This is a genomic window from Pseudacidovorax sp. (assembly GCF_017991995.1).
Classification (GTDB): Bacteria; Pseudomonadota; Gammaproteobacteria; order Burkholderiales; family Burkholderiaceae_C; genus Xenophilus.
In genome coordinates this window covers 191660-209542 of the sequence record NZ_JAGOPN010000003.1, presented here as the reverse complement: position 1 = coordinate 209542, position 17883 = coordinate 191660, and the positions used below count along the sequence as shown (strand labels likewise).

Below are 17883 nucleotides of genomic sequence, written 5' to 3'. Positions count from 1 at the left end.
GGCCCTTCCTGCCGGCATGCGGCCGCCCGTCGCCGCACGGACACCAGAGCAAAGCGAACCATGGAACTCACGCCCAGAGAAAAAGACAAGCTGCTGATCTTCACCGCCGCCCTGCTGGCGGAGCGGCGCAAGGGCCGCGGCTTGAAGCTCAACTACCCCGAAGCCGTCGCGCTGATCTCGGCGGCCGTGATGGAAGGCGCCCGCGACGGCAAGACGGTGGCCCAGCTGATGAGCGAAGGCCGCGAGGTGCTCACGCGCGCCGACGTGATGGAAGGCGTGCCCGAGATGATCCCGGACATCCAGGTCGAGGCCACCTTCCCCGACGGCACCAAGCTCGTGACGGTGCACCAGCCCATCGAATGAGGCGCCGCGCGGGCGCCCGAGCACCGCGTCCGGTTGCGGCCCTCTGCGCCACCCGCACGCACTCCGCCGCCCGGCCCGCATCGCCATCCACCCCATTTCTCAGAAAGACGCCCATGCGCACTTCCCGCCCCCTGCTTCTTCGCATCGCCACCGCCCTGGCCGCCACGGCCGCCCTGCCCGCCCTGGCCCACACCGGCGCCGATGCCGGCGCGCACCATGGCTTCGTCGCCGGCTTCGTCCACCCGCTGACCGGCCTGGACCACCTGGCCGCGATGGTGGCCGTGGGCCTGTGGAGCGCCCTGGCCGCGACCAGCCGCCGCGAGCTGCTGGCCGCGCCGCTCGGCTTCGCCGGCATGCTGCTCGCCGGCGCGCTGGCGGGCCTGGCCGGCCTGTCGCTGCCGGCGGTGGAGCCCATGATCGCCGCCTCGCTGCTGGTGCTGGGCCTGCTGGTGGCCACGCAGCGCCGCCTGCCCGCCCCCGCCGCTGCCGCGCTGGTGGGCGTGTTCGCCGTCTTCCACGGCATCGCCCACGGCCGCGAATTGGCCGAGCACGGCGGCGCCATCGCCACCCTGGCCGGCATGCTGCTGGCCACCGTCGGCCTGCATGCCGCGGGCATCGGCCTGGGCCTGGCGCTGCGCCATGCCAACCGCTGGCTGCCCCGCATTGCCGGTGCCGCCGTCGGCCTGTTCGGCCTGGCCCTGCTGGGCGGCATCGCCTGATCGAAAGGCCACGAACATGATCCCGGGCGAACTGCTCATCGATGCGGGCGACCACGACCTCAACCCCGGCCGCCGCACACTCACCGTGGTGGTCAAGAACGGCTCGGACCGGCCGATCCAGGTCGGCTCCCACTACCACTTCGCCGAAACCAACGGCGCCCTCGACTTCGACCGCGAGGCCGCGCGCGGCATGCGGCTGAACATCGCCTCGGGCACCGCCGTGCGCTTCGAGCCCGGCCAGCAGCGCACCGTCGAGCTGGTCGACTTCGCGGGCGACCGCATCGTCTACGGCTTCCGCGGCCTGGTGCAAGGAAAACTCTGATGGCCTCCATTTCGCGCCGCGCCTACGCGGAAATCTTCGGCCCCACCGTCGGCGACCGCGTGCGCCTGGCCGACACCGGTCTCGTCATCGAGGTCGAGCAGGACTACACCCTGCGCGCCGGCGGCTACGGCGAGGAGGTCAAGTTCGGCGGCGGCAAGACCATCCGCGACGGCATGGCCCAGAGCCAGCGCACGCGCGCCGAAGGCGCCGTCGACACGGTGCTGACCAACGCGCTCATCCTCGACCACTGGGGCATCGTCAAGGCCGACATCGGCCTCAAGGACGGGCGCATCGCCGCCATCGGCAAGGCCGGCAACCCCGACACCCAGCCGGGCGTGGACATCGTGATCGGCCCGGGCACCGAAGTCATCAGCTGCGAGGGCAACATCGTCACCGCCGGCGGCATCGACAGCCACATCCACTTCATCTGTCCGCAGCAGATCGAGGAGGCCCTGGCCAGCGGCGTGACCACCATGCTCGGCGGCGGCACCGGCCCGGCCACCGGCACCTTCGCCACCACCTGCACGCCCGGCCCCTGGCACATCGAGCGCATGCTGCAGTCGGCCGATGCCTTTCCGATGAACCTGGGCTTCCTGGGCAAGGGCAACGCCAGCCGCACCGGCCCGCTGCACGAGCAGATCGAGGCCGGCGTCATCGGCCTGAAGCTGCACGAGGACTGGGGCACCACGCCCTCGGCCATCGACCATTGCCTGGAGGTGGCCGAAGCCACCGACACGCAGGTGGCCATCCACTCGGACACGCTGAACGAGTCGGGCTTTGTCGAGGACACCATCGCGGCGACCAAGGGCCGCGCGCTGTGCGCCTTCCACACCGAAGGTGCGGGCGGCGGCCATGCGCCGGACATCCTGCGCGTGGTGGGCGAGGCCAACTTCCTGCCCTCGTCCACCAACCCCACGATGCCGTACACGCAGAACACGCTGGACGAGCACGTCGACATGCTGATGGTGTGCCACCACCTGGACGCCGCCATCGCCGAGGACCTGGCCTTTGCCGAATCGCGCATCCGCAAGGAGACCATCGCGGCCGAGGACATCCTGCACGACATGGGCGCCATCAGCATGATGAGCAGCGACTCGCAGGCCATGGGCCGCGTGGGCGAGGTCATCATCCGCACCTGGCAGACGGCGCACAAGATGAAGGCCCAGCGCGGCAGCCTGCCCGAGGACAGCGCCCGCAACGACAACTTCCGCGCCAAGCGCTACGTGGCCAAGTACACGATCAACCCCGCCATCTCGCACGGCATCAGCCACGAGGTGGGCAGCCTCGAGGTGGGCAAGTGGGCCGACATCGTGATCTGGAAGCCGGCCTTCTTCGGCGTCAAGCCCTTCTGCATCATCAAGGGCGGCAGCATTGCCATGGCGGCGATGGGCGACCCCAATGCCAGCATCCCGACGCCGCAGCCGGTGCACTACCGGCCCATGTTTGGCGCCTTCGGCGGCAACATCGCCAAGAGCAGCCTGACCTTCGTCTCCCAGGCCGCGCATGCTGCCGACGTGGGCCGCCGCTACGGCCTGGCCAAGACGCTGGGCGTGGTCAGGAACATCCGCAACGTGCGCAAGAAGGACCTGATCCACAACGGCCTGACCCCGGTGATGGAGATCGACCACCAGACCTATGCCGTGCGTGCCGACGGCGTGCTGCTGACCTGCGAGCCGGCCAAGGTGCTGCCGATGGCGCAGCGCTACTTCCTGTTCTGATGGGGATGCCGCCCGAGGCCTCGAAACCCAGCGGCGCGCCGGCCCTGGTCATCCGGCTGGACGATCTGCGCGATGCGCGCATCGCGCGCTTCCTCGAAGAGCACCTGGCCGACATGCGGCGCGTCTCGCCGCCGGAGAGCGTGCATGCGCTGGACCTGGAAGGTCTGCGTCGCCCGGAGATCCGCTTCTGGAGTGCCTGGACGCAGGATGGCGCCGACGAGGCGCTGGCCGGCACGGTGGCGCTGAAGCGGCTGGACGAGGGCCATGCCGAGTTGAAGTCCATGCGCACCGCCGCCCACCTGCGCGGCCGCGGCATCGCCGCACAACTGCTGGCCCACGCCCTGGCCGAGGCCCGCGCCGCCGGCCACATGCGCATGAGCCTGGAAACCGGCAGCCAGCCCTTCTTCGCCCCGGCGCGCGCGCTCTACGCACGCCACGGCTTCGCGCCCTGCCCGCCTTTTGGCGACTATGGGCCCGATCCGGCCAGCTGCTTCATGACGCGCGGACTGTGAGGGTGGTGTCGGACAGTCAGCTGTGCCGCTCCATGCGATCGCGGACCCAGGCACCCAGTTCGTCCTCGCCCAGCTCGCCCGCAGCCAGACGGACGATGGCAGACACACACTCTTCATCGGTCGCCGTCAGCGACCAGCCGTTCAGTTCAAGGAACACTTCAAGCGCCACGAATGCCACCCGCTTGTTGCCGTCCACGAAGGGATGATTGCGTGCCAGACCGAAGGCATAGCTGGCAGCAAGATCGGCCACGTCGGGAGATTCGTAGAGCGCGCGATGCCGAGGCCGCGCCAGCGCGGATTCCAGCCCTCCCTCGTCGCGCAGACCGGCAGGCCCACCGTGCTCCGCCAATTGCTCCTCGTGCACTGCCCGCAGGAGCCCGGCACCGAGCCAGACCCAAGCCGCATTCGCGGCACTCATTTGGCCAGTTCGCGCAGTACGTTGCGGCGCTTCTTCATGACCTTGCGCGCGGCATCCATCTGACGCGCGAACTCTTCGTCATAGGGAGAGATGTGATACCCGCCGATGGCGGATTCGGACAGGAAGAGGTTGTCGCCCTTCTCGACATTCATCTTGGCGAGCATCTCCTTGGGAAAGATGACCCCCACCGAATTGCCGATCTGCGTAAGCTTGACGATGGCCATGGCCGTCCCGAAAAGTTATAACAACCGTTATATTATCGACCGCTCGTCGCAGAGGCAATCCACCATGCTCACCGCCAACAAACTCATGCCCCAGGGCCGCGGCCTCGCGCCCGTGCTCGTCAAGCGCGCCGCCACCATCGAACTCGACTGGGACGTGCGCCAGAAGAGCCGCTTCGACACCACCGACTCGCAGGGGCGGCGCATCGGCGTCTTCCTGCCGCGCGGCACGGCCGTGCGCGGCGGCGACATCCTGGTGGTGGAAGACGGCTCGCTGGTGCGGGTGATCGCCGCGCCGCAGACGGTGCTGCGCATCACCCATTGCACGGCCCACGGTACGCCCTTCGACCTGGTGCGCGCCGCCTACCACCTGGGCAACCGCCATGTGCCCATCGAGCTGCAACCCGACCACCTCAAGATCGAACCCGACCATGTGCTGGCCGACATGCTGCGCGCCATGCACCTGATCGTGAACGAGGTGCAGGAAAGCTTCGAGCCGGAAGGCGGTGCCTATGGCGGGCATGTGACCAACGATGGGCATTCGCACCATCACCACGGGCATGCGCATGGGGGCGGGCATGACCACGAACACGCGCATGACCATGACCATGACCATGACCATGACCATGACCATGACCATGACCATGACCATGACCATGACCATGACCATGACCATGACCATGACCATGACCATGACCATGAGCACGGCAAGGCACAGGGCGGCCATGTGCATGGGCCGGGCTGCGGCCATGACCATTCGCACTGACATGACGCTGCAGATGGGGAGGCGCGAAGGCTCCTTCCCCCTCTGGGGGAAGGCAGGGATGGGGGCTTGTGCGCCGCGACGCATCGCGAGTGGGCAGGCCCCCACCCCCGCCCTCCCCCAGAGGGGGAGGGAGTCCGTCTCTGCCCTCCCCCAGAGGGAGAGGGAGCCAATCCCTGCGCCTCATGCATGGCGACGAAGCGGCCAGCCGGCGCGAGGGTTCTGACCATGCTCGCCCCCCACAGCCTTCTGCAGCTCATCTGGCTCGCCTCGCCCGCGCTGCCCGTGGGCGGCTTCTCGTATTCCGAAGGGCTGGAGGCCGCCATCGAATGGGCTGGCGTCAAGGACGAAGTCTCGGCCGCCGAGTGGCTGGCCGGGCAACTCCACCTGAGCCTCGCGCGCGGCGACCTGTCGGTGGTGGCCCAGGCCATCTCGGCCTGGTCGGCTGGCGACCTGGCCCGCGTGCAGGCGCTCAACGACTGGGTGCGCCAGACGCGCGAGTCCGCCGAGTTCCTGCTGCAGACCGAGCAGATGGGCCGCTCCTTCGTCGAATGGCTCAAGCTGCACCACACCGATGCCGCCGCCTGCTTCGCCGAGCTGCCGCCCACCTATCCCGTGGCCTTCGCCTTCGCCGCCGCGCGCGCGGGTGCCAGCGCCCAGGACGGCTGCCTGGCCTTCGCCTTCGGCTGGGCCGAGAACATGAGCGCGGCCGCCATCAAGGCCGTGCCGCTGGGCCAGAGTGCCGGCCAGCGCATCCTGGCGCGGCTGGCAAAGGAGATCCCCGCCGCGGTCGAGGCCGCCCTGGCCCTGCCCGACGAGCGGCGCCAGTCCTTCTCGCCCATGCTGGCCATCCTGTCGGCGCGGCACGAGACGCAGTATTCGCGGCTGTTCCGCAGCTAGGCCCGACAGGCCCTTCCCCACCTTCACGCAACAAGACCATGACCGCACTCCACCACGTTCCGAACCGCACCAAGAAACTGCCGCCCCTGCGCGTGGGCATCGGCGGCCCGGTGGGCTCGGGCAAGACCACCCTGCTGGAGATGCTCTGCAAGGCGATGCGCGCGCAGTACGACCTGATCGCGATCACCAACGACATCTACACCAAGGAAGACCAGCGCCTGCTCACCGTGGCCGGCGCGCTGCCGGCCGAGCGCATCCTGGGCGTGGAGACGGGCGGCTGCCCGCACACCGCCATCCGCGAGGACGCCTCCATCAACCTCGAGGCCATCGACCGCATGCTGGGCGACTTTCCCGATGCCGACGTGGTGTTCGTGGAAAGTGGCGGCGACAACCTGGCCGCCACCTTCAGCCCCGAACTGTCGGACCTGACCATCTACGTGATCGACGTGGCCGCTGGCGAGAAGATCCCGCGCAAGGGCGGCCCCGGCATCACCAAGAGCGACCTGTTCGTCATCAACAAGACCGACCTGGCGCCGCACGTGGGCGCCGACCTGGGCGTGATGGAAGCCGACACGGTGCGCATGCGCAAGGGCAAGCCCTTCGTCATGACCAACCTCAAGACGCAGGACGGCCTGGCGCAGGTGGTGCGCTTCATCGAGGAACGCGGGATGCTCGCTGCGGGCTGAGCGGGCGCGGACGAACCCGCATCAGCCCAGCACGCGCCGCACCCACTGCCCATAGCGGCGCACCTCGCGCGCGAGCGTGGCCTTCTCCGCGTCGGGCGCCGCCTGCAGGGCCATGGTGAACGCACCCAGCTGGAAGGCCGCGTACAGCGGCAGGTACAGCGCCAGCAGCGACGACTGCACGGCCACCCCAGCCGCCCGCAGTCGCCCCATCAGCCAGTGCCGCTCGCCGGCATCCAGCCCGAACTCCACCGTGGCGCCGGCCACGTCCCACTCCAGCGGCTGGCTGCCCACCAGGTCATGGGCCACGGCATGGTCCACCGCATCGGTCTTGCGCAGCGTGCGGCCGTCCCACAGCCATTCCCAGGCATGCAGCCGGTTGTCGGTCAGCACGCGGCGCAGCGGCATCGTCAGGCCGGCGGCCGGCAGTGCGCCGCGCCAGGCCTGCCAGGCGCGCGCGCCTTCGTCGCCCAGGCCCTTGGCAATGTTGTGGCCCGCCATGTCGAGCAGCACCTCGCGCGTGGCGCCGGCTGTGGCAGGTGCCGGCAGCCGCGTGCCGCGGAAGGCCAGGTACTCGGCCAGCCGCTCCAGCAGCAGGCCACGGGTGGGCTGCTGCGCCGCCGGCCACAGCGGCAGCGGCCGTGCATGGGCCAGCCAGCGCTCGGCCGTGAAGCCATGCCACAGGCCCTGCACCGGCGGGCAGAAGCCATGCCGGGCCAACAGGTGCCGCCGCGCGCAGGCCAGGCGGCTGCCACGGCCCAGGCCCGCAAAGCGCAGCAGCCAGTCGCCACCGTCGGCCGGCAGCAGGAACTTGAGGCGCTCCATGTGCACCTGCGCGGGCAGCGCCTCGGTCCCCTCGCCGTGCCGGGCCCGCCAGGCGCCGCCCGACAGGTCGATCATGTCGCCCGCCACGCCCGGCAGCCGGTCGCGCACCCAGTCCATCACGCGGTGCGGTGGCAAGGCGGCGGCGCCGGCCACGTCGTCGAAGCCCAGGTAGTGGACGGGCTGCTCGCGCCAGAGCTGGCGTGCCGGCGGGCTTGCCGCCGGGCCCGGGCCATGGCCGTGCGAAGGAAAGAGATGCACCCGTCGCGGCGGCACGCCCGCGCGCCGCAGCGCCTCCACACCGGCCAGGAAACTGCTGCCCGACAGGCCCGGCCCCTCGTCGACCAGGGCGGCATCGGGCGCCCAGCCGGCCGACGGCAAGGCACCGGCCTGGCGGTCGAACGGATGGCCCTGCGGCCGCAGCGTCTCGAAGCCCGGCGCACGCAGGCCCGCGGCCACCATGGCCGCAAGGCTGGTGCCGATGCTGCGCAGCCCCACCACGCGCGTGCGCTCGCCCGACAGCGCGCCGGATTCGCGCACCTGCAGCGCCGCCATGCCGTGGCCCTCGGGGTAGAGCCCATAGAAGGCATAGCCCTCGCAGCGGTGCACGGTGATCCAGGCCGGCAGCGGCTGGCAGGCGCAGTCGCGCACGGCGTCCTCCACCGCGTCCTCATGGGCCAGCGCAAAGCCGTAGCACCAGCTGTGCAGGCAGCAGCGCGCCAGGGCCAGCGTGAGCTGGGTGGCGCTGGCAACGCCCGGAGGCACGCCCTGGGACAGCGCCTCGTCGCCCACCGCATCGGCCACGCCCTGCAGCAGTTCGCCGGCCTCGATCAGCGCCTCCACCAGCCGCGCATGCCGCACGATGCCGGGCGGCAGTGCACGTGCACGGCGCAGGCCGATGCACACGCGCGCCAGCTTGGCCCGGGAACGCTCCTTCCGCTGCCCGTCGCCGTAGACGATCATGGCCGGGCCGGACGCCTCACCGGTCGGGGGCGCCGCGCGTGGCGACGTCGGCCGTGCCGCTGCCCGTGCCGCCCATCAGGTGCGCATAGGCGATGCGTTGGCACTGCGCCATGGTAGGCACCGCGAAGGGCTCGGGCGCGATATCGCGATGGCGTTCCATCCACGCGATCCAGCAGCCCAGTTGCGCGGGCGATGGCGAGACCACCGCGCGCCGCGACTTCATGTCCGCCAGCGCCTGCAGCGGCGGCATGCCGCGCGCTACCAGCACGCACAGCGCCAGCGTGGCCGAGCGGCCGATGCCCCACTGGCAGTGGATCAGCAGGCGCTCGCCCGCGTCGAGGCTGGCCTGCGCGAAGCGGATGCCGTGGTCCAGGTGCGTATCGCCCACGCTGCACATGTCGGGCGTGGGCAGGTGCAGCAGCCGCACGCCGTGGCGCGTGAGGGCCTCCTCGTCATCGCGGTCTTCCTCGCGCAGGTCGATCACGGCACGCACGCCATGCATGCCGGCCAGTTCGGGATAGAAGCCCACGGGAACATGTCCGCCCACCGCCAGCTGCGGCGTGATCCAGTCGAAATGCGGGGATGCGCGCAACGTATTCATCCGCCTGATCTTGGCGGGCAGGCCATGGCGCGCGCAAGCACCTGGCACCCGCAACGCAGTCAGCTTTGTCCCACAGGGGCACTGCCACAGCCCGGCCGAGACCGGCCCCCGGTTGCTGCGTTTCGACGGCGATGCGCGGCAGGCGGTGCGTGCGCTCAGCCCGCGGCCGCGGCCCTGTCCAGCGCGCTCGCGCGCGCCACGGCCTGCTCCGCGGTCCACGCCGCGATCCAGCCGCCGAAGGCCTCCCAGGCCATGGGCCGCGCGATGTGGAAGCCCTGCGCCTTCTCGCAGCCCATGCGCGCGAGCTGCGCGAGGGCCTCGGGCCCCTCCACGCCTTCGGCCACCACCTCCAGCCCCAGGTTGTGCGCCAGGTCGACGATGGCCCGCACGATCTTCGCGTCGCTTTCGTCGTCGGCCATCTTCAGCACGAAGGACTTGTCGACCTTGAGCTGGTGCACCGGCAGGTGCTTGAGGTAGGCCAGCGACGAATAGCCGGTGCCGAAGTCGTCGATGGACAGCCGGAAGCCCATCTCGCCCAGGCGCACCAGCGTGGCCCGGGCGCGCTGGGGGTCGTCCATGATCGCGCTCTCGGTGATCTCCAGGCAGAAGGCCCCGGCCGGCACGCGATGGCGGTCCAGGCTGGCCTGCAGCCGGCCGATGAGGTGCACATCGACCAGGTCGCGCGTGGAAAGGTTGACCGACACCATGCGCAGGCCCTGCGCCGACAGCGTGAGCCAGCAGCGGCAGGCCTCGTCGAACACCCATTGCGTGAGCCGCCGCACGAAGCCGGTCTGCTCGGCGAAGGGGATGAAGTGCGCTGGCGGCAGCAAGCCCCGTTCGGGATGCTGCCAGCGCAGCAGCGCCTCGGCGGTGCACACCTGGCCGCTGTCCAGGCTCAGCTTGGGCTGCAGGAAGAGCCGCAACTCGCTGCGCGTGACGGCGCTGCGCAGCTCGGACAGCAGCGACACGGCCACCGCCGTGCTCACCGACTGCACCGGCTCGTAGGCCAGCCATTCGCGGCCCTGCCGCTTGGCCGCCTGCAGCGCCAGCTCGGCCCGGCCCACCAGCTCGTCGCCGGTGGCGGCATCGCCCGGCCAGCGTGCATAGCCCGCGCTCATCTGCACATCGATGCGCTGGCCGGCGACCAGCAGCGGATCGTCGAACAGTCGCACCAGCGACTGCGCCCAGTCCTCCGCCTCGGCCTGGTCGAGGCCGCTGCGCACCGCGGCGAAGGTGTCGCCGCCGATGCGGGCCACGCCATCGCCCGGCAGCGGCATGCGCGCCTGCAGCCGGGCGGCCACGGCCCGCAGCACGCCGTCGCCGAAGGGAAAGCCGAGCACGTCGTTCACCAGCTTGAAGCGGTGGATGTCCAGCAGCAGCACCACGCCCTGGGCGCACGGGCTGTCCGGCGCGGGCGCCTTTTCGGCGGCCACGCCCGCCTTCGCGAGTTCCTTGGCCAGCATGCGCTGGAAGGCCTCGCGGTTGGGCAGGCCGGTCAGGGTGTCGCGGAAGGCCAGCCGGGTGATCTCGCCCCGGTGGTCGCGCAGGTTCAGCCGCATGTCGTCGAAGTCGCGCGCCAGCATGCCGACCTCGTCGGCGCGGTTGCGCTGGTGGATGGCCACGTCGAAATTGCCGGCACCGATGGCCCGGGTACTGGCCGACAGCTCGGCCAGCGGCTGCACCGCCTGGCGCACGGCCATGCGGCCGCTGATGGCGAAGAGCACCAGGCCCAGCAGCGTGATGAGGCCCAGCTGCAGCGTCATGTCGCGCGTGGCCCCGGTGGCCGGCGCGAGCGAGGCCATCAGCACCGCCTCCATGCGGCCGTCGAGCATGGGCTGCGGGGCGCGGCGCAGCAGCCAGGCCTGACCGCCATGCGTCCACTCGAGGGCGGCGTCGTCCTGCAGCCGCTGCGTGGGCGGCTGGCCGCCCACCGGCAGGGTGTCGAGCACGGGCACCAGCGGGCCCGGCCCGTCGTCGCTGGCCATCAGCACCAGCTGGATCTGCGCCAGCGCGCTGAAGTCGCGCGCAATCTCGGCGGTGAGCTCGAAGCTCATCAGCACCCAGCCGACGATCAGCGGCGCGCGGATGGGCACCAGCACGAGCTGGTAGACCTTGCCGCCCGCCGCATAGAGCTGCGCACCGCTGCCGGCCTGCAGGCCGGCCAGGTGGCGCAGCTGGGCCGTGCTCAGCCTCAGGGGCAGGTCGCCGGGGCTGTCGGCGAGCCAGCGGAACTGCGCATCGAGCGAGGCCGCCGTGCTGGCACCGATGCGCGCGAGCCCGTTGCCCAGCGCCGAGGCCAGCGTGACATCGTCGCCGGCCGCGAGCGCGGCGCGGAAGCCGTAGTCCGAGGCCAGCACCGAGGCCGCCTCGTGCAGGCGCTGCTGCCGCTGGCCCAGCAGGTTGCGCCAGATGCCCTCGCCCACCACCAGCCGCTGCTGCACGTCGGTGCGCGCCTGCCGCCACAGCGACTGCCGCGCGGCCCAGAAAGTGCCGGCCTGGATGAACAGGAGCAGCGCCAGCATCACCAGCGCGATGCGGTTGACCAGCGAAGCCCGTTGGAAGGCGCGGATCATGGCGGGGCCGTGCGCACCGGCAGCTGCGTCCGTGCCTGCACCCCTTCGCGCCCCACGTTCAGGACGGCACCGGCCGGCGGCTCGCCCACCGGCAGCGTGGCATGCCAGGCGCGCAGCTGGTAGCTGCCGGGGGGCACATCCTTCAGCACCAGCCGGCCGGCGGCATCGGTGCGGCCGTAGTGGGGCGTGTCCAGCACCAGCACCCAGCCCACCATGTCGTCGTGGATGTTGCAGCCCAGCACCACCACGCCCGGCATGTCGAACAGCACCGGGTTGGCGGGGCGGCCGATGTAGAGCTTGAGCTCGAAGCGCTTGGCCGGCGAGAAGGAATAGACGTGGTGCCGTACCTCGTCCCGGTTGGGAAAGTCCACCGAGGTGCCGCGCGTGACCAGCAGCACCTCGGGCATGAAGCGGCGCTGCGCCTGCGCCAACTCCACTTCCTTGAGCGGGCGCACCTGGGCGGCCGCAGCCGGCGATTCGAGGAACACCACCGCCTGCGCCAGCGGCCGGCCGGCAGCGTCGACCACGCCCACCTCGACCGTGGCCGCCTCACCCGCCAGCGGCAGCAGGGCGACGGGCAACAGGCGGGCGGCGCGCCGCAGTCCTGCGAGGGCCGGCATGGGACTTGGCCGCGCGGGGGATCAGGGCTCGATGGCGAAGCCCAGCACCGGCGCGCCCTGGCCCAGCGTGCCCAGCAGCGTGCTGGCGCCCGAAGCGAGCCGGATGCGGTAGAGCTGCGTGGGCGACTGCGGCGTGAGCCGGATGGCGGCCAGCGCGTCGTTGTCGCGGTCGGCGATGTCGAACTGCACCGATTCGATCCGGCCCAGGGCCAGCGCGCCCACGGTGGTGAGCTGCCCGGTGTTGGGAGACACGACCGGGGTCGCGCCTTCCAGGCTGCCCTGCATGAGCAGCCAGCCCTGCGAGGCCTCGATGGCGTAGTTGGTGGTGATCTTCGGGTCGCGCTTGTTGTAGGTGTAGGCCACGGCCTTGATGCACACGCCCTTGCCGGCGCCCGAATCCGTGGCCGCATAGGCCAGGCGGCCGTCGAGCTGCACGCCCGGCGTCGCCGGATCGGCGTCGACCACCTCGTTGGTCAGCGGGTGGAGGCGGAAGTTCTGGCCGGCGCAATCGACCACCCGCAGCCGGTCGGCGCTGGGGTTGAAGTTCATCCCGTACACCTCGCCCCGGTCCATGGGCACGGCGGTGGCGGCGGCACTCACGGCCCTGGCCTCGCCGGTGTCGGTGTCGAGCACATAGAGGCGGCCGCTGCGCGTCAGGGCGTAGAGCTGGCCGTAGGCGACGCGGTAGTCGATGCCCACCACCGGATCGCCGGCAGGCAGACCGGCCACCGGGCGGCTGGCCTGCTCGACGGCGGGCTCGTCCGCCGAGTAGCGGTGGAGCACCCGGTCGGCGGTCAGCGTCCACAGTGCGTGGGGCCGTGCCGCGGGCGCGGGCTGCGCGAGTGCCGGATCCGCCAGCCCCTGCACCAGCAGGCCGGCGGCGATGGCGGCGGGACCCAGCCCGCCAAGGCACCCACGCCGAGAAGAAATGGACAAGGTCATCTTTTGATCTTCGGCAATTCCGGCGCGGACTTGAGCCCAATCCCCCTACACAAACCCGGGTCGGGCGAAAGCCGTCCAATGCGCGCCTTGATCCGACTCAAGTCTTGCTGCGTATAGCCGAAGTCTTGGTCGTCCCATTCCTCCTGGGCTGCGCTCGGCCTCCAATCCGGCGGGCCACCTGCCGCCGTGAACTTCCTCATTCCCCGCTATGACCCGTGGGTCGTGGCCGCCTCCGTCCTGATCGCGGCCTTCGCCTCCTACGTGGCGCTCGATCTGGCCCGGCGTGTCCACACCCGCGACCGCATCGTCTCGCGCACCTGGTCCGCCGCCGGCTCGCTCGTGCTGGGCACCGGCATCTGGTCGATGCACTTCGTGGGCATGCTGGCCTACTCGCTGCCCATCGAGCTGGGCTACACCTATGCTCTGACGGCTCTGTCGTGGCTGGCGGCGGTGGCGGTCTCGGCGCTGGCCTTGCGGCTGGCCGCCCGACACCGGCTGGGCGCGAAGCCGCTGCTGTACGGTTCGGCGGCGATGGCTGCGGGCATCTGCGCCATGCACTACCTGGGCATGGCGGCCATCGACGTGGCACCGGGCATCCAGTGGCACTGGCCCATGGTGGCGGCCTCGGCCCTGATCGCGTGGGGCGCCTCGGCGGCGGCGCTGCTGCTGTTCTTCCTGCTGCGCGAGAGCGAAGGCGGCCAGGCCCGGCTGCTGCAGCTGGGCGCCGCGGTGGTCATGGGGCTGGCGATCAGCGGCATGCACTATGCCGGCATGGCCGCGGCCGGCTTCGTGGAAGGCAGCGTCTGCCTGAGTGCCGGCGAGCTCGGCGGCAAAAGCCTGGGCCTGATGGTCATGGCGGCGACGCTGCTGATGCTGATGCTCACCCTCTTCACCTCGGTGCTCGATGCCCGGCTGCGCGGGCGCACCATGCAGCTGGCGCGCTCGCTCAAGGAGGCCAACCACCAGTTGCAGGAGGCCAACGAGGAGCTGCACCGCCGCGCCTTCCTCGACCCGCTCACCGACCTGCCCAACCGCGTGCTCTTCGACGACCGGCTGGGCCATGCCCTGGCCCGCACCGATGGCGGCAAGGAGAAGCTGGCGGTGCTGTTCGTGGACCTGGACGGCTTCAAGCCGGTCAACGACTCCTTCGGCCATTCGCTGGGCGACGCCGTGCTGCGCGACGCCGCCGACCGCCTGCGCGCGGTGGCCCGCGGCACCGACACCGTGGCCCGCATCGGCGGCGACGGGTTCGTGGTGCTGATGGAGAACGTGGTCTATGCCGCCGACTGCACGGCGGTGGCCCGCCGCATCGTTGAGGCGATCCGCGCGCCCTTCCTCGTGGGCCAGCGGCCGGTGCAGATCTCGGCCTCGGTCGGCATCGTCGTCTACCCCGACCATGGCGAGAAGCACAAGCTGGTGGCCTGCGCCGACGCCGCCATGTACGCGGCCAAGCGCGCCGGCGGCGGCAACTACGCCATGTTCGAGTCGCGCATGGGCACCAACGCCGAGGAGCAGCTGAGCCTGCAGTCCGACCTGCGCCTGGCCATCCAGGGCGGCCAGCTGGCGCTGCACTACCAGCCCAAGATCGACGGCCGCCGCAACCAGATCCGCGGCGTGGAGGCCCTGCTGCGCTGGACGCATCCGACGCTGGGGCCCATCAGCCCGCTGGTGTTCATTCCGCTGGCCGAGCGCTTCGGCCTGATCAACGCGCTGGGCCACTGGGTGATCGAGGAAGCCTGCCGCCAGGTCGCGCAGTGGGAGGACGAGGGCCTCCTCATGCGCGTGGCCATCAATCTGTCGGCGCACCAGTTGCGCGAGCCCGACCTCGTCGAGCGCATCGCCGACGCCCTGGGCCGCCACCGCATCTCGGCCGAACGACTGCTGTGCGAGATCACCGAGAGCGTGGCCATGGAGGACGTGACCGCCACGCAGCGGGTGTTCGACGGCCTCTCGCGCATCGGCGTCTTCCTGGCCATCGACGACTTCGGCACCGGCTACTCCAGCCTGAGCTACCTGCGCCAGCTGCCGGCGCGCCAGCTCAAGATCGACCGCAGCTTCGTGAGCGACCTGGAGACCAGCGCCGACGCGCGGGCCGTGGTCGACGCGGTGGTGCGCCTGTCGCACGCGCTGGGCCTGCGCGTGGTGGCCGAGGGCGTGGAGACGGCCGGCCAGCGCGACATCCTGCTGGGCATGGGCTGCGACGAGCTGCAGGGCTTCTTCTTCGCGCGGCCGATGCCGGCGGACCAGCTGCTCGCATGGAGCCTGGGCCGGCGGCCGGCGGACACCCACGGCGATTTCTCGCCTTCGGTGCTCGCGCCGCTGTGAGCCGCCCGCGGCGGCGGCCCGGCGCCGCCGCCCCTACCTGACCGTGCCGACCTCGCGCCAGCCCAGCTGGCGTGGATCGAAGGCCCAGAAGCTGCCCGTGGGCGCGGCCACCTCGCCCTTGGTGTTGCCGGCAATCAGGCGCGGCTTGCCACGGGCGTTGTAGAAGCTCAGGTCGGTGAGCACCGAGCTCTGGGGCACGTAGGCCACGCTGCTGTCGAGCACCGAGGTGGCCCTGGCGTAGTTCAGCGCATAGATGCGGCTCTGGCCGCCCGGGCTGCAGGCGTCGCCGGTGGGCAGCGTGGCGCTGAAGGCGATCAGGCCGCTGAAGGCCGTGGCCGGCGAGATGGCACGCCAGCCCACCGAGCCGCTCTGGCCCAGGTCGATGTACCAGCCGGCCTTGCCGGCCAGGTTCACGGCCGAAGTCAGCGTGCCGCCGTTGGCGTTGCCCGTGGCGCCAGCGGGCGTCACCGCCGCCAGGCGGGTGCGGCCGTCCACCGGATAGCTTCCGGCATTGGTGCCGCTGGCGTCGGCCGCCGCGGTGGCGAAGCTGCCGATGCCGCCATCGATCAGCGCATAGAAGCTCTGGCTCTGGCTGCTGAGGATGTCGGAGCGGTCGAGCAGCCGGCCCGTGCCCACCAGCACGAAGCGCTGACGGGTGACGGGATGCACCTCCACCAGCGGCGCGGTGGTGATGGGCTGCACGGCGCCACTGCCGTCCTTGAAGATCGCCAGGCGCGTGGGTGCGGGATAGGCGCCGCCGCCCTTGGGCGCCGTCAGGTCGAAGCGCCAGAGCTGGCCGCCGAGGTCGCCCACATAGACGGCATCGGCGGTGAAGTCGTTGTAGTCGCGCACATAGGCCGTCGCCCGGGCCATGCCGTCGGCGGCAGTGGTGCCGGTGGACACCTTCTCCAGCAACTGGCCGTTGCGCGGATCGACGACGAACAGCCAGCCCTTGCCGTCCTGGTTGTTGTAGCCCGAGGTGAACAGCGCCACCCAGCCCCACTTGGCGGTCTTGACCACCACCGGGTCGCCGAAGCTGTAGCCGATGTCGACGCAGTTGCCGCTGCTGAGGTTGCAGGTGCCGCCCGCCGCGGAGGGCAGCTGCGCCGCGCTCGGAAATTCCCACAGCACCTTGCTGGCCACCGTGGCCTCGGTGGTCATGAGGTCGGGCCGGGTGACGTCGATGGCGTAGTAGCTGCGCCCGCCCTTGCCTAGTCCGCCGATCAGCAGGCTGCGCCAGGCCGGCGTCGGGCTCTGGCCGGCGGCCGTGTCGGCGAAGGCCTGGCCGGTGCGGGCGAAGTCGATGTCGATGACCTGCGGCGTCGCATCCACATAGTTGCGGTGCGCATAGGTGGGCTTGCCCAGCTGCGCCAGCAGTCCGTCGGCCGGATTGGTTGCATCGCCCGGGTCGCGGCCGAACGCCGCCATCGCGGGTGGCCGAGCTGTCGTTGAGGTAGCCGAAGGCGCTGAATCGGATGTCGCCCGCGTACTGCTGCACCAGGCCCTCGGGCTTCCAGTTGTTGCCGTACTGCGTGCAGTTGGCCTCCACGCCGCCGGCACCGGCCGAGGGGTCGCAGACCTTCACGCGCACCGTGTAGTCCAGCGTCGGCGCGAGCTGCGAGGACAGCGAGGCATAGCTGCCGCCCGGCGGCTGCATCTCCAGTTGCATGACGGCGCCGCCGCCGCGCTCGTAGTACTTGACCTGCACCCGCACCGACTGCCCGGCCGTGAAGACGAGGTCGCCGGTCACGTCCTGCTGCGTGCCGTGGTCGTTCCACTGGTTGATCTGCAGCACGTCGTTGACGTAGAGCAGCACGCCGTCGTCCGACGTGGTGCGGAAGCGGTAGCTGCCGCTGCTCGGCGCGGCGAAGGTGACGTTGTAGATCGCCGTGAAGTTGTCCGTGCCCACCCCATTGCCCGGCCCGCCCGTGCCCCAGTTGGTGTTGAGCGAATCGGCGTAGTTGGTATAGGTGGGGTTGCCGGCGGGGTTCTGGTTGACGGTGTTGGCGTAGTAGTCGCCGCGGATGCCGGTGGTGGGCGTCAGCCGCATCGCGAAGCCGCGGCCGTTGATGGAGATGCCCAGCGAGCTGGCGCTGGTGAACGGCGTGGCGCCGGCAATGTACTGCTGCGGCAGGTTGCGGTCGTTGAACAGGCCCTGACCCGAATGCCAGCCCTTCTCGATGATGGTGGTGTCGACCGTGTCGACCACGCGGCGCCCGCCCGTCATGGCCCAGCGGAAGGGATCGATGGCCGCGGTGGTGGCCCAGTTGAGGAAGTTGCCGCTCCAGGCCCCGCTGCAGGTGCGGTTGGTGGCGGCGCCGATGGGCGTGAAGTAGCTCTGGTCGCCCTTGCCGGTCTCGATCGTGATGCCGCCGTCCGTCACGTTGGCCGCCGTGTTCTGCACGTAGCGGTAGCACT

At 70.9% G+C, this 17883-nt stretch carries 17 protein-coding genes and 1 pseudogene; 9 read left to right on the top strand and 9 right to left on the bottom strand.

Annotated features, from left to right (window positions below; genetic code table 11):
- Positions 1-60 precede the first annotated feature (60 nt).
- The 5 genes from KBC94_RS05565 to KBC94_RS05545 all read left to right on the top strand — a co-directional run bounded on the left by KBC94_RS05565 (position 61) and on the right by KBC94_RS05545 (position 3634).
- Positions 61-363: an urease subunit gamma gene (locus tag KBC94_RS05565; protein ID WP_017762114.1), complete on the top strand. Its 303-nt coding sequence runs from the start codon at positions 61-63 to the stop codon at positions 361-363.
- A gap of 113 nt (positions 364-476) precedes the next feature.
- Positions 477-1082 (top strand): HupE/UreJ family protein, encoded by a 606-nt coding sequence (locus KBC94_RS05560; protein WP_294367257.1) that lies wholly within the window; start codon positions 477-479, stop codon positions 1080-1082.
- A 16-nt stretch (positions 1083-1098) separates the two neighbouring features.
- The gene (locus KBC94_RS05555; RefSeq protein ID WP_017761531.1) at positions 1099-1404 is read left to right on the top strand and encodes an urease subunit beta; all 306 of its coding nucleotides are present in this window, start codon (positions 1099-1101) and stop codon (positions 1402-1404) included.
- Complete coding sequence (gene ureC, locus KBC94_RS05550) at positions 1404-3122, top strand: urease subunit alpha (protein WP_294367256.1); 1719 nt, start codon at positions 1404-1406, stop codon at positions 3120-3122. Before KBC94_RS05555 ends, ureC begins: the two co-directional genes overlap by 1 nt.
- The gene (locus KBC94_RS05545; RefSeq protein ID WP_294367254.1) at positions 3122-3634 is read left to right on the top strand and encodes a GNAT family N-acetyltransferase; all 513 of its coding nucleotides are present in this window, start codon (positions 3122-3124) and stop codon (positions 3632-3634) included. Before ureC ends, KBC94_RS05545 begins: the two co-directional genes overlap by 1 nt.
- A gap of 16 nt (positions 3635-3650) precedes the next feature.
- On the opposite strand, the gene KBC94_RS05540 is transcribed toward KBC94_RS05545, so the two are convergent.
- Entirely contained in the window at positions 3651-4052 is a 402-nt protein-coding gene (locus KBC94_RS05540) for a type II toxin-antitoxin system death-on-curing family toxin (protein ID WP_294367252.1), read from the bottom strand.
- A complete protein-coding gene (locus KBC94_RS05535; RefSeq protein ID WP_294367250.1) occupies positions 4049-4276 on the bottom strand; it encodes an AbrB/MazE/SpoVT family DNA-binding domain-containing protein in 228 nt (75 codons plus the stop codon). The genes KBC94_RS05540 and KBC94_RS05535 overlap by 4 nt, the downstream gene beginning before the upstream one ends.
- Before the next feature lie 64 nt (positions 4277-4340).
- On the opposite strand from KBC94_RS05535, the gene ureE reads away from it, so the two are divergent.
- The 3 genes from ureE to ureG all read left to right on the top strand — a co-directional run bounded on the left by ureE (position 4341) and on the right by ureG (position 6622).
- Complete coding sequence (ureE, locus tag KBC94_RS05530; protein WP_294367248.1) at positions 4341-5039, top strand: urease accessory protein UreE; 699 nt, start codon at positions 4341-4343, stop codon at positions 5037-5039.
- Between the two features lie 225 nt (positions 5040-5264).
- Positions 5265-5936: an urease accessory UreF family protein gene (locus KBC94_RS05525; protein WP_294367246.1), complete on the top strand. Its 672-nt coding sequence runs from the start codon at positions 5265-5267 to the stop codon at positions 5934-5936.
- A 38-nt stretch (positions 5937-5974) separates the two neighbouring features.
- Positions 5975-6622, top strand: coding sequence for an urease accessory protein UreG (gene ureG, locus KBC94_RS05520; protein ID WP_234196406.1), 648 nt, complete (start codon positions 5975-5977; stop codon positions 6620-6622).
- Positions 6623-6643: 21 nt separating this feature from the next.
- Here the strand turns inward: ureG and KBC94_RS05515 are convergent, their stop codons facing one another.
- The 5 genes from KBC94_RS05515 to KBC94_RS05495 all read right to left on the bottom strand — a co-directional run bounded on the left by KBC94_RS05515 (position 6644) and on the right by KBC94_RS05495 (position 13134).
- Positions 6644-8404, bottom strand: a complete 1761-nt coding sequence (locus KBC94_RS05515; RefSeq protein WP_294367243.1) for a hypothetical protein — start codon at positions 8402-8404, stop codon at positions 6644-6646.
- Between the two features lie 16 nt (positions 8405-8420).
- On the bottom strand, positions 8421-9005 hold the full coding sequence (locus KBC94_RS05510) for a dual specificity protein phosphatase family protein (RefSeq protein WP_294367241.1): 585 nt from the start codon (positions 9003-9005) through the stop codon (positions 8421-8423).
- A 155-nt stretch (positions 9006-9160) separates the two neighbouring features.
- Positions 9161-11578 carry an EAL domain-containing protein gene (locus KBC94_RS05505; RefSeq protein ID WP_294367238.1) on the bottom strand — a complete coding sequence of 806 codons (2418 nt, stop codon included), beginning with the start codon at positions 11576-11578 and terminating at the stop codon, positions 9161-9163.
- Entirely contained in the window at positions 11575-12198 is a 624-nt protein-coding gene (locus KBC94_RS05500) for a methylamine utilization protein (protein ID WP_294367236.1), read from the bottom strand. Before KBC94_RS05500 ends, KBC94_RS05505 begins: the two co-directional genes overlap by 4 nt.
- Before the next feature lie 21 nt (positions 12199-12219).
- Entirely contained in the window at positions 12220-13134 is a 915-nt protein-coding gene (locus KBC94_RS05495; RefSeq protein WP_294367234.1) for a DUF4394 domain-containing protein, read from the bottom strand.
- Positions 13135-13326: 192 nt separating this feature from the next.
- Between KBC94_RS05495 and KBC94_RS05490 the strand changes: the two genes are divergently transcribed.
- A complete protein-coding gene (locus KBC94_RS05490; RefSeq protein ID WP_294367232.1) occupies positions 13327-15465 on the top strand; it encodes an EAL domain-containing protein in 2139 nt (712 codons plus the stop codon).
- A 33-nt stretch (positions 15466-15498) separates the two neighbouring features.
- Here KBC94_RS05490 and KBC94_RS05485 read toward each other — a convergent pair whose 3' ends face one another.
- Positions 15499-16893 (bottom strand): PilC/PilY family type IV pilus protein, encoded by a 1395-nt coding sequence (locus KBC94_RS05485; protein ID WP_294367230.1) that lies wholly within the window; start codon positions 16891-16893, stop codon positions 15499-15501.
- A gap of 214 nt (positions 16894-17107) precedes the next feature.
- Positions 17108-17515 (bottom strand): annotated as a pseudogene (locus KBC94_RS28845) (PA14 domain-containing protein); the annotation flags it as partial.
- Positions 17516-17883: the final 368 nt, after the last annotated feature.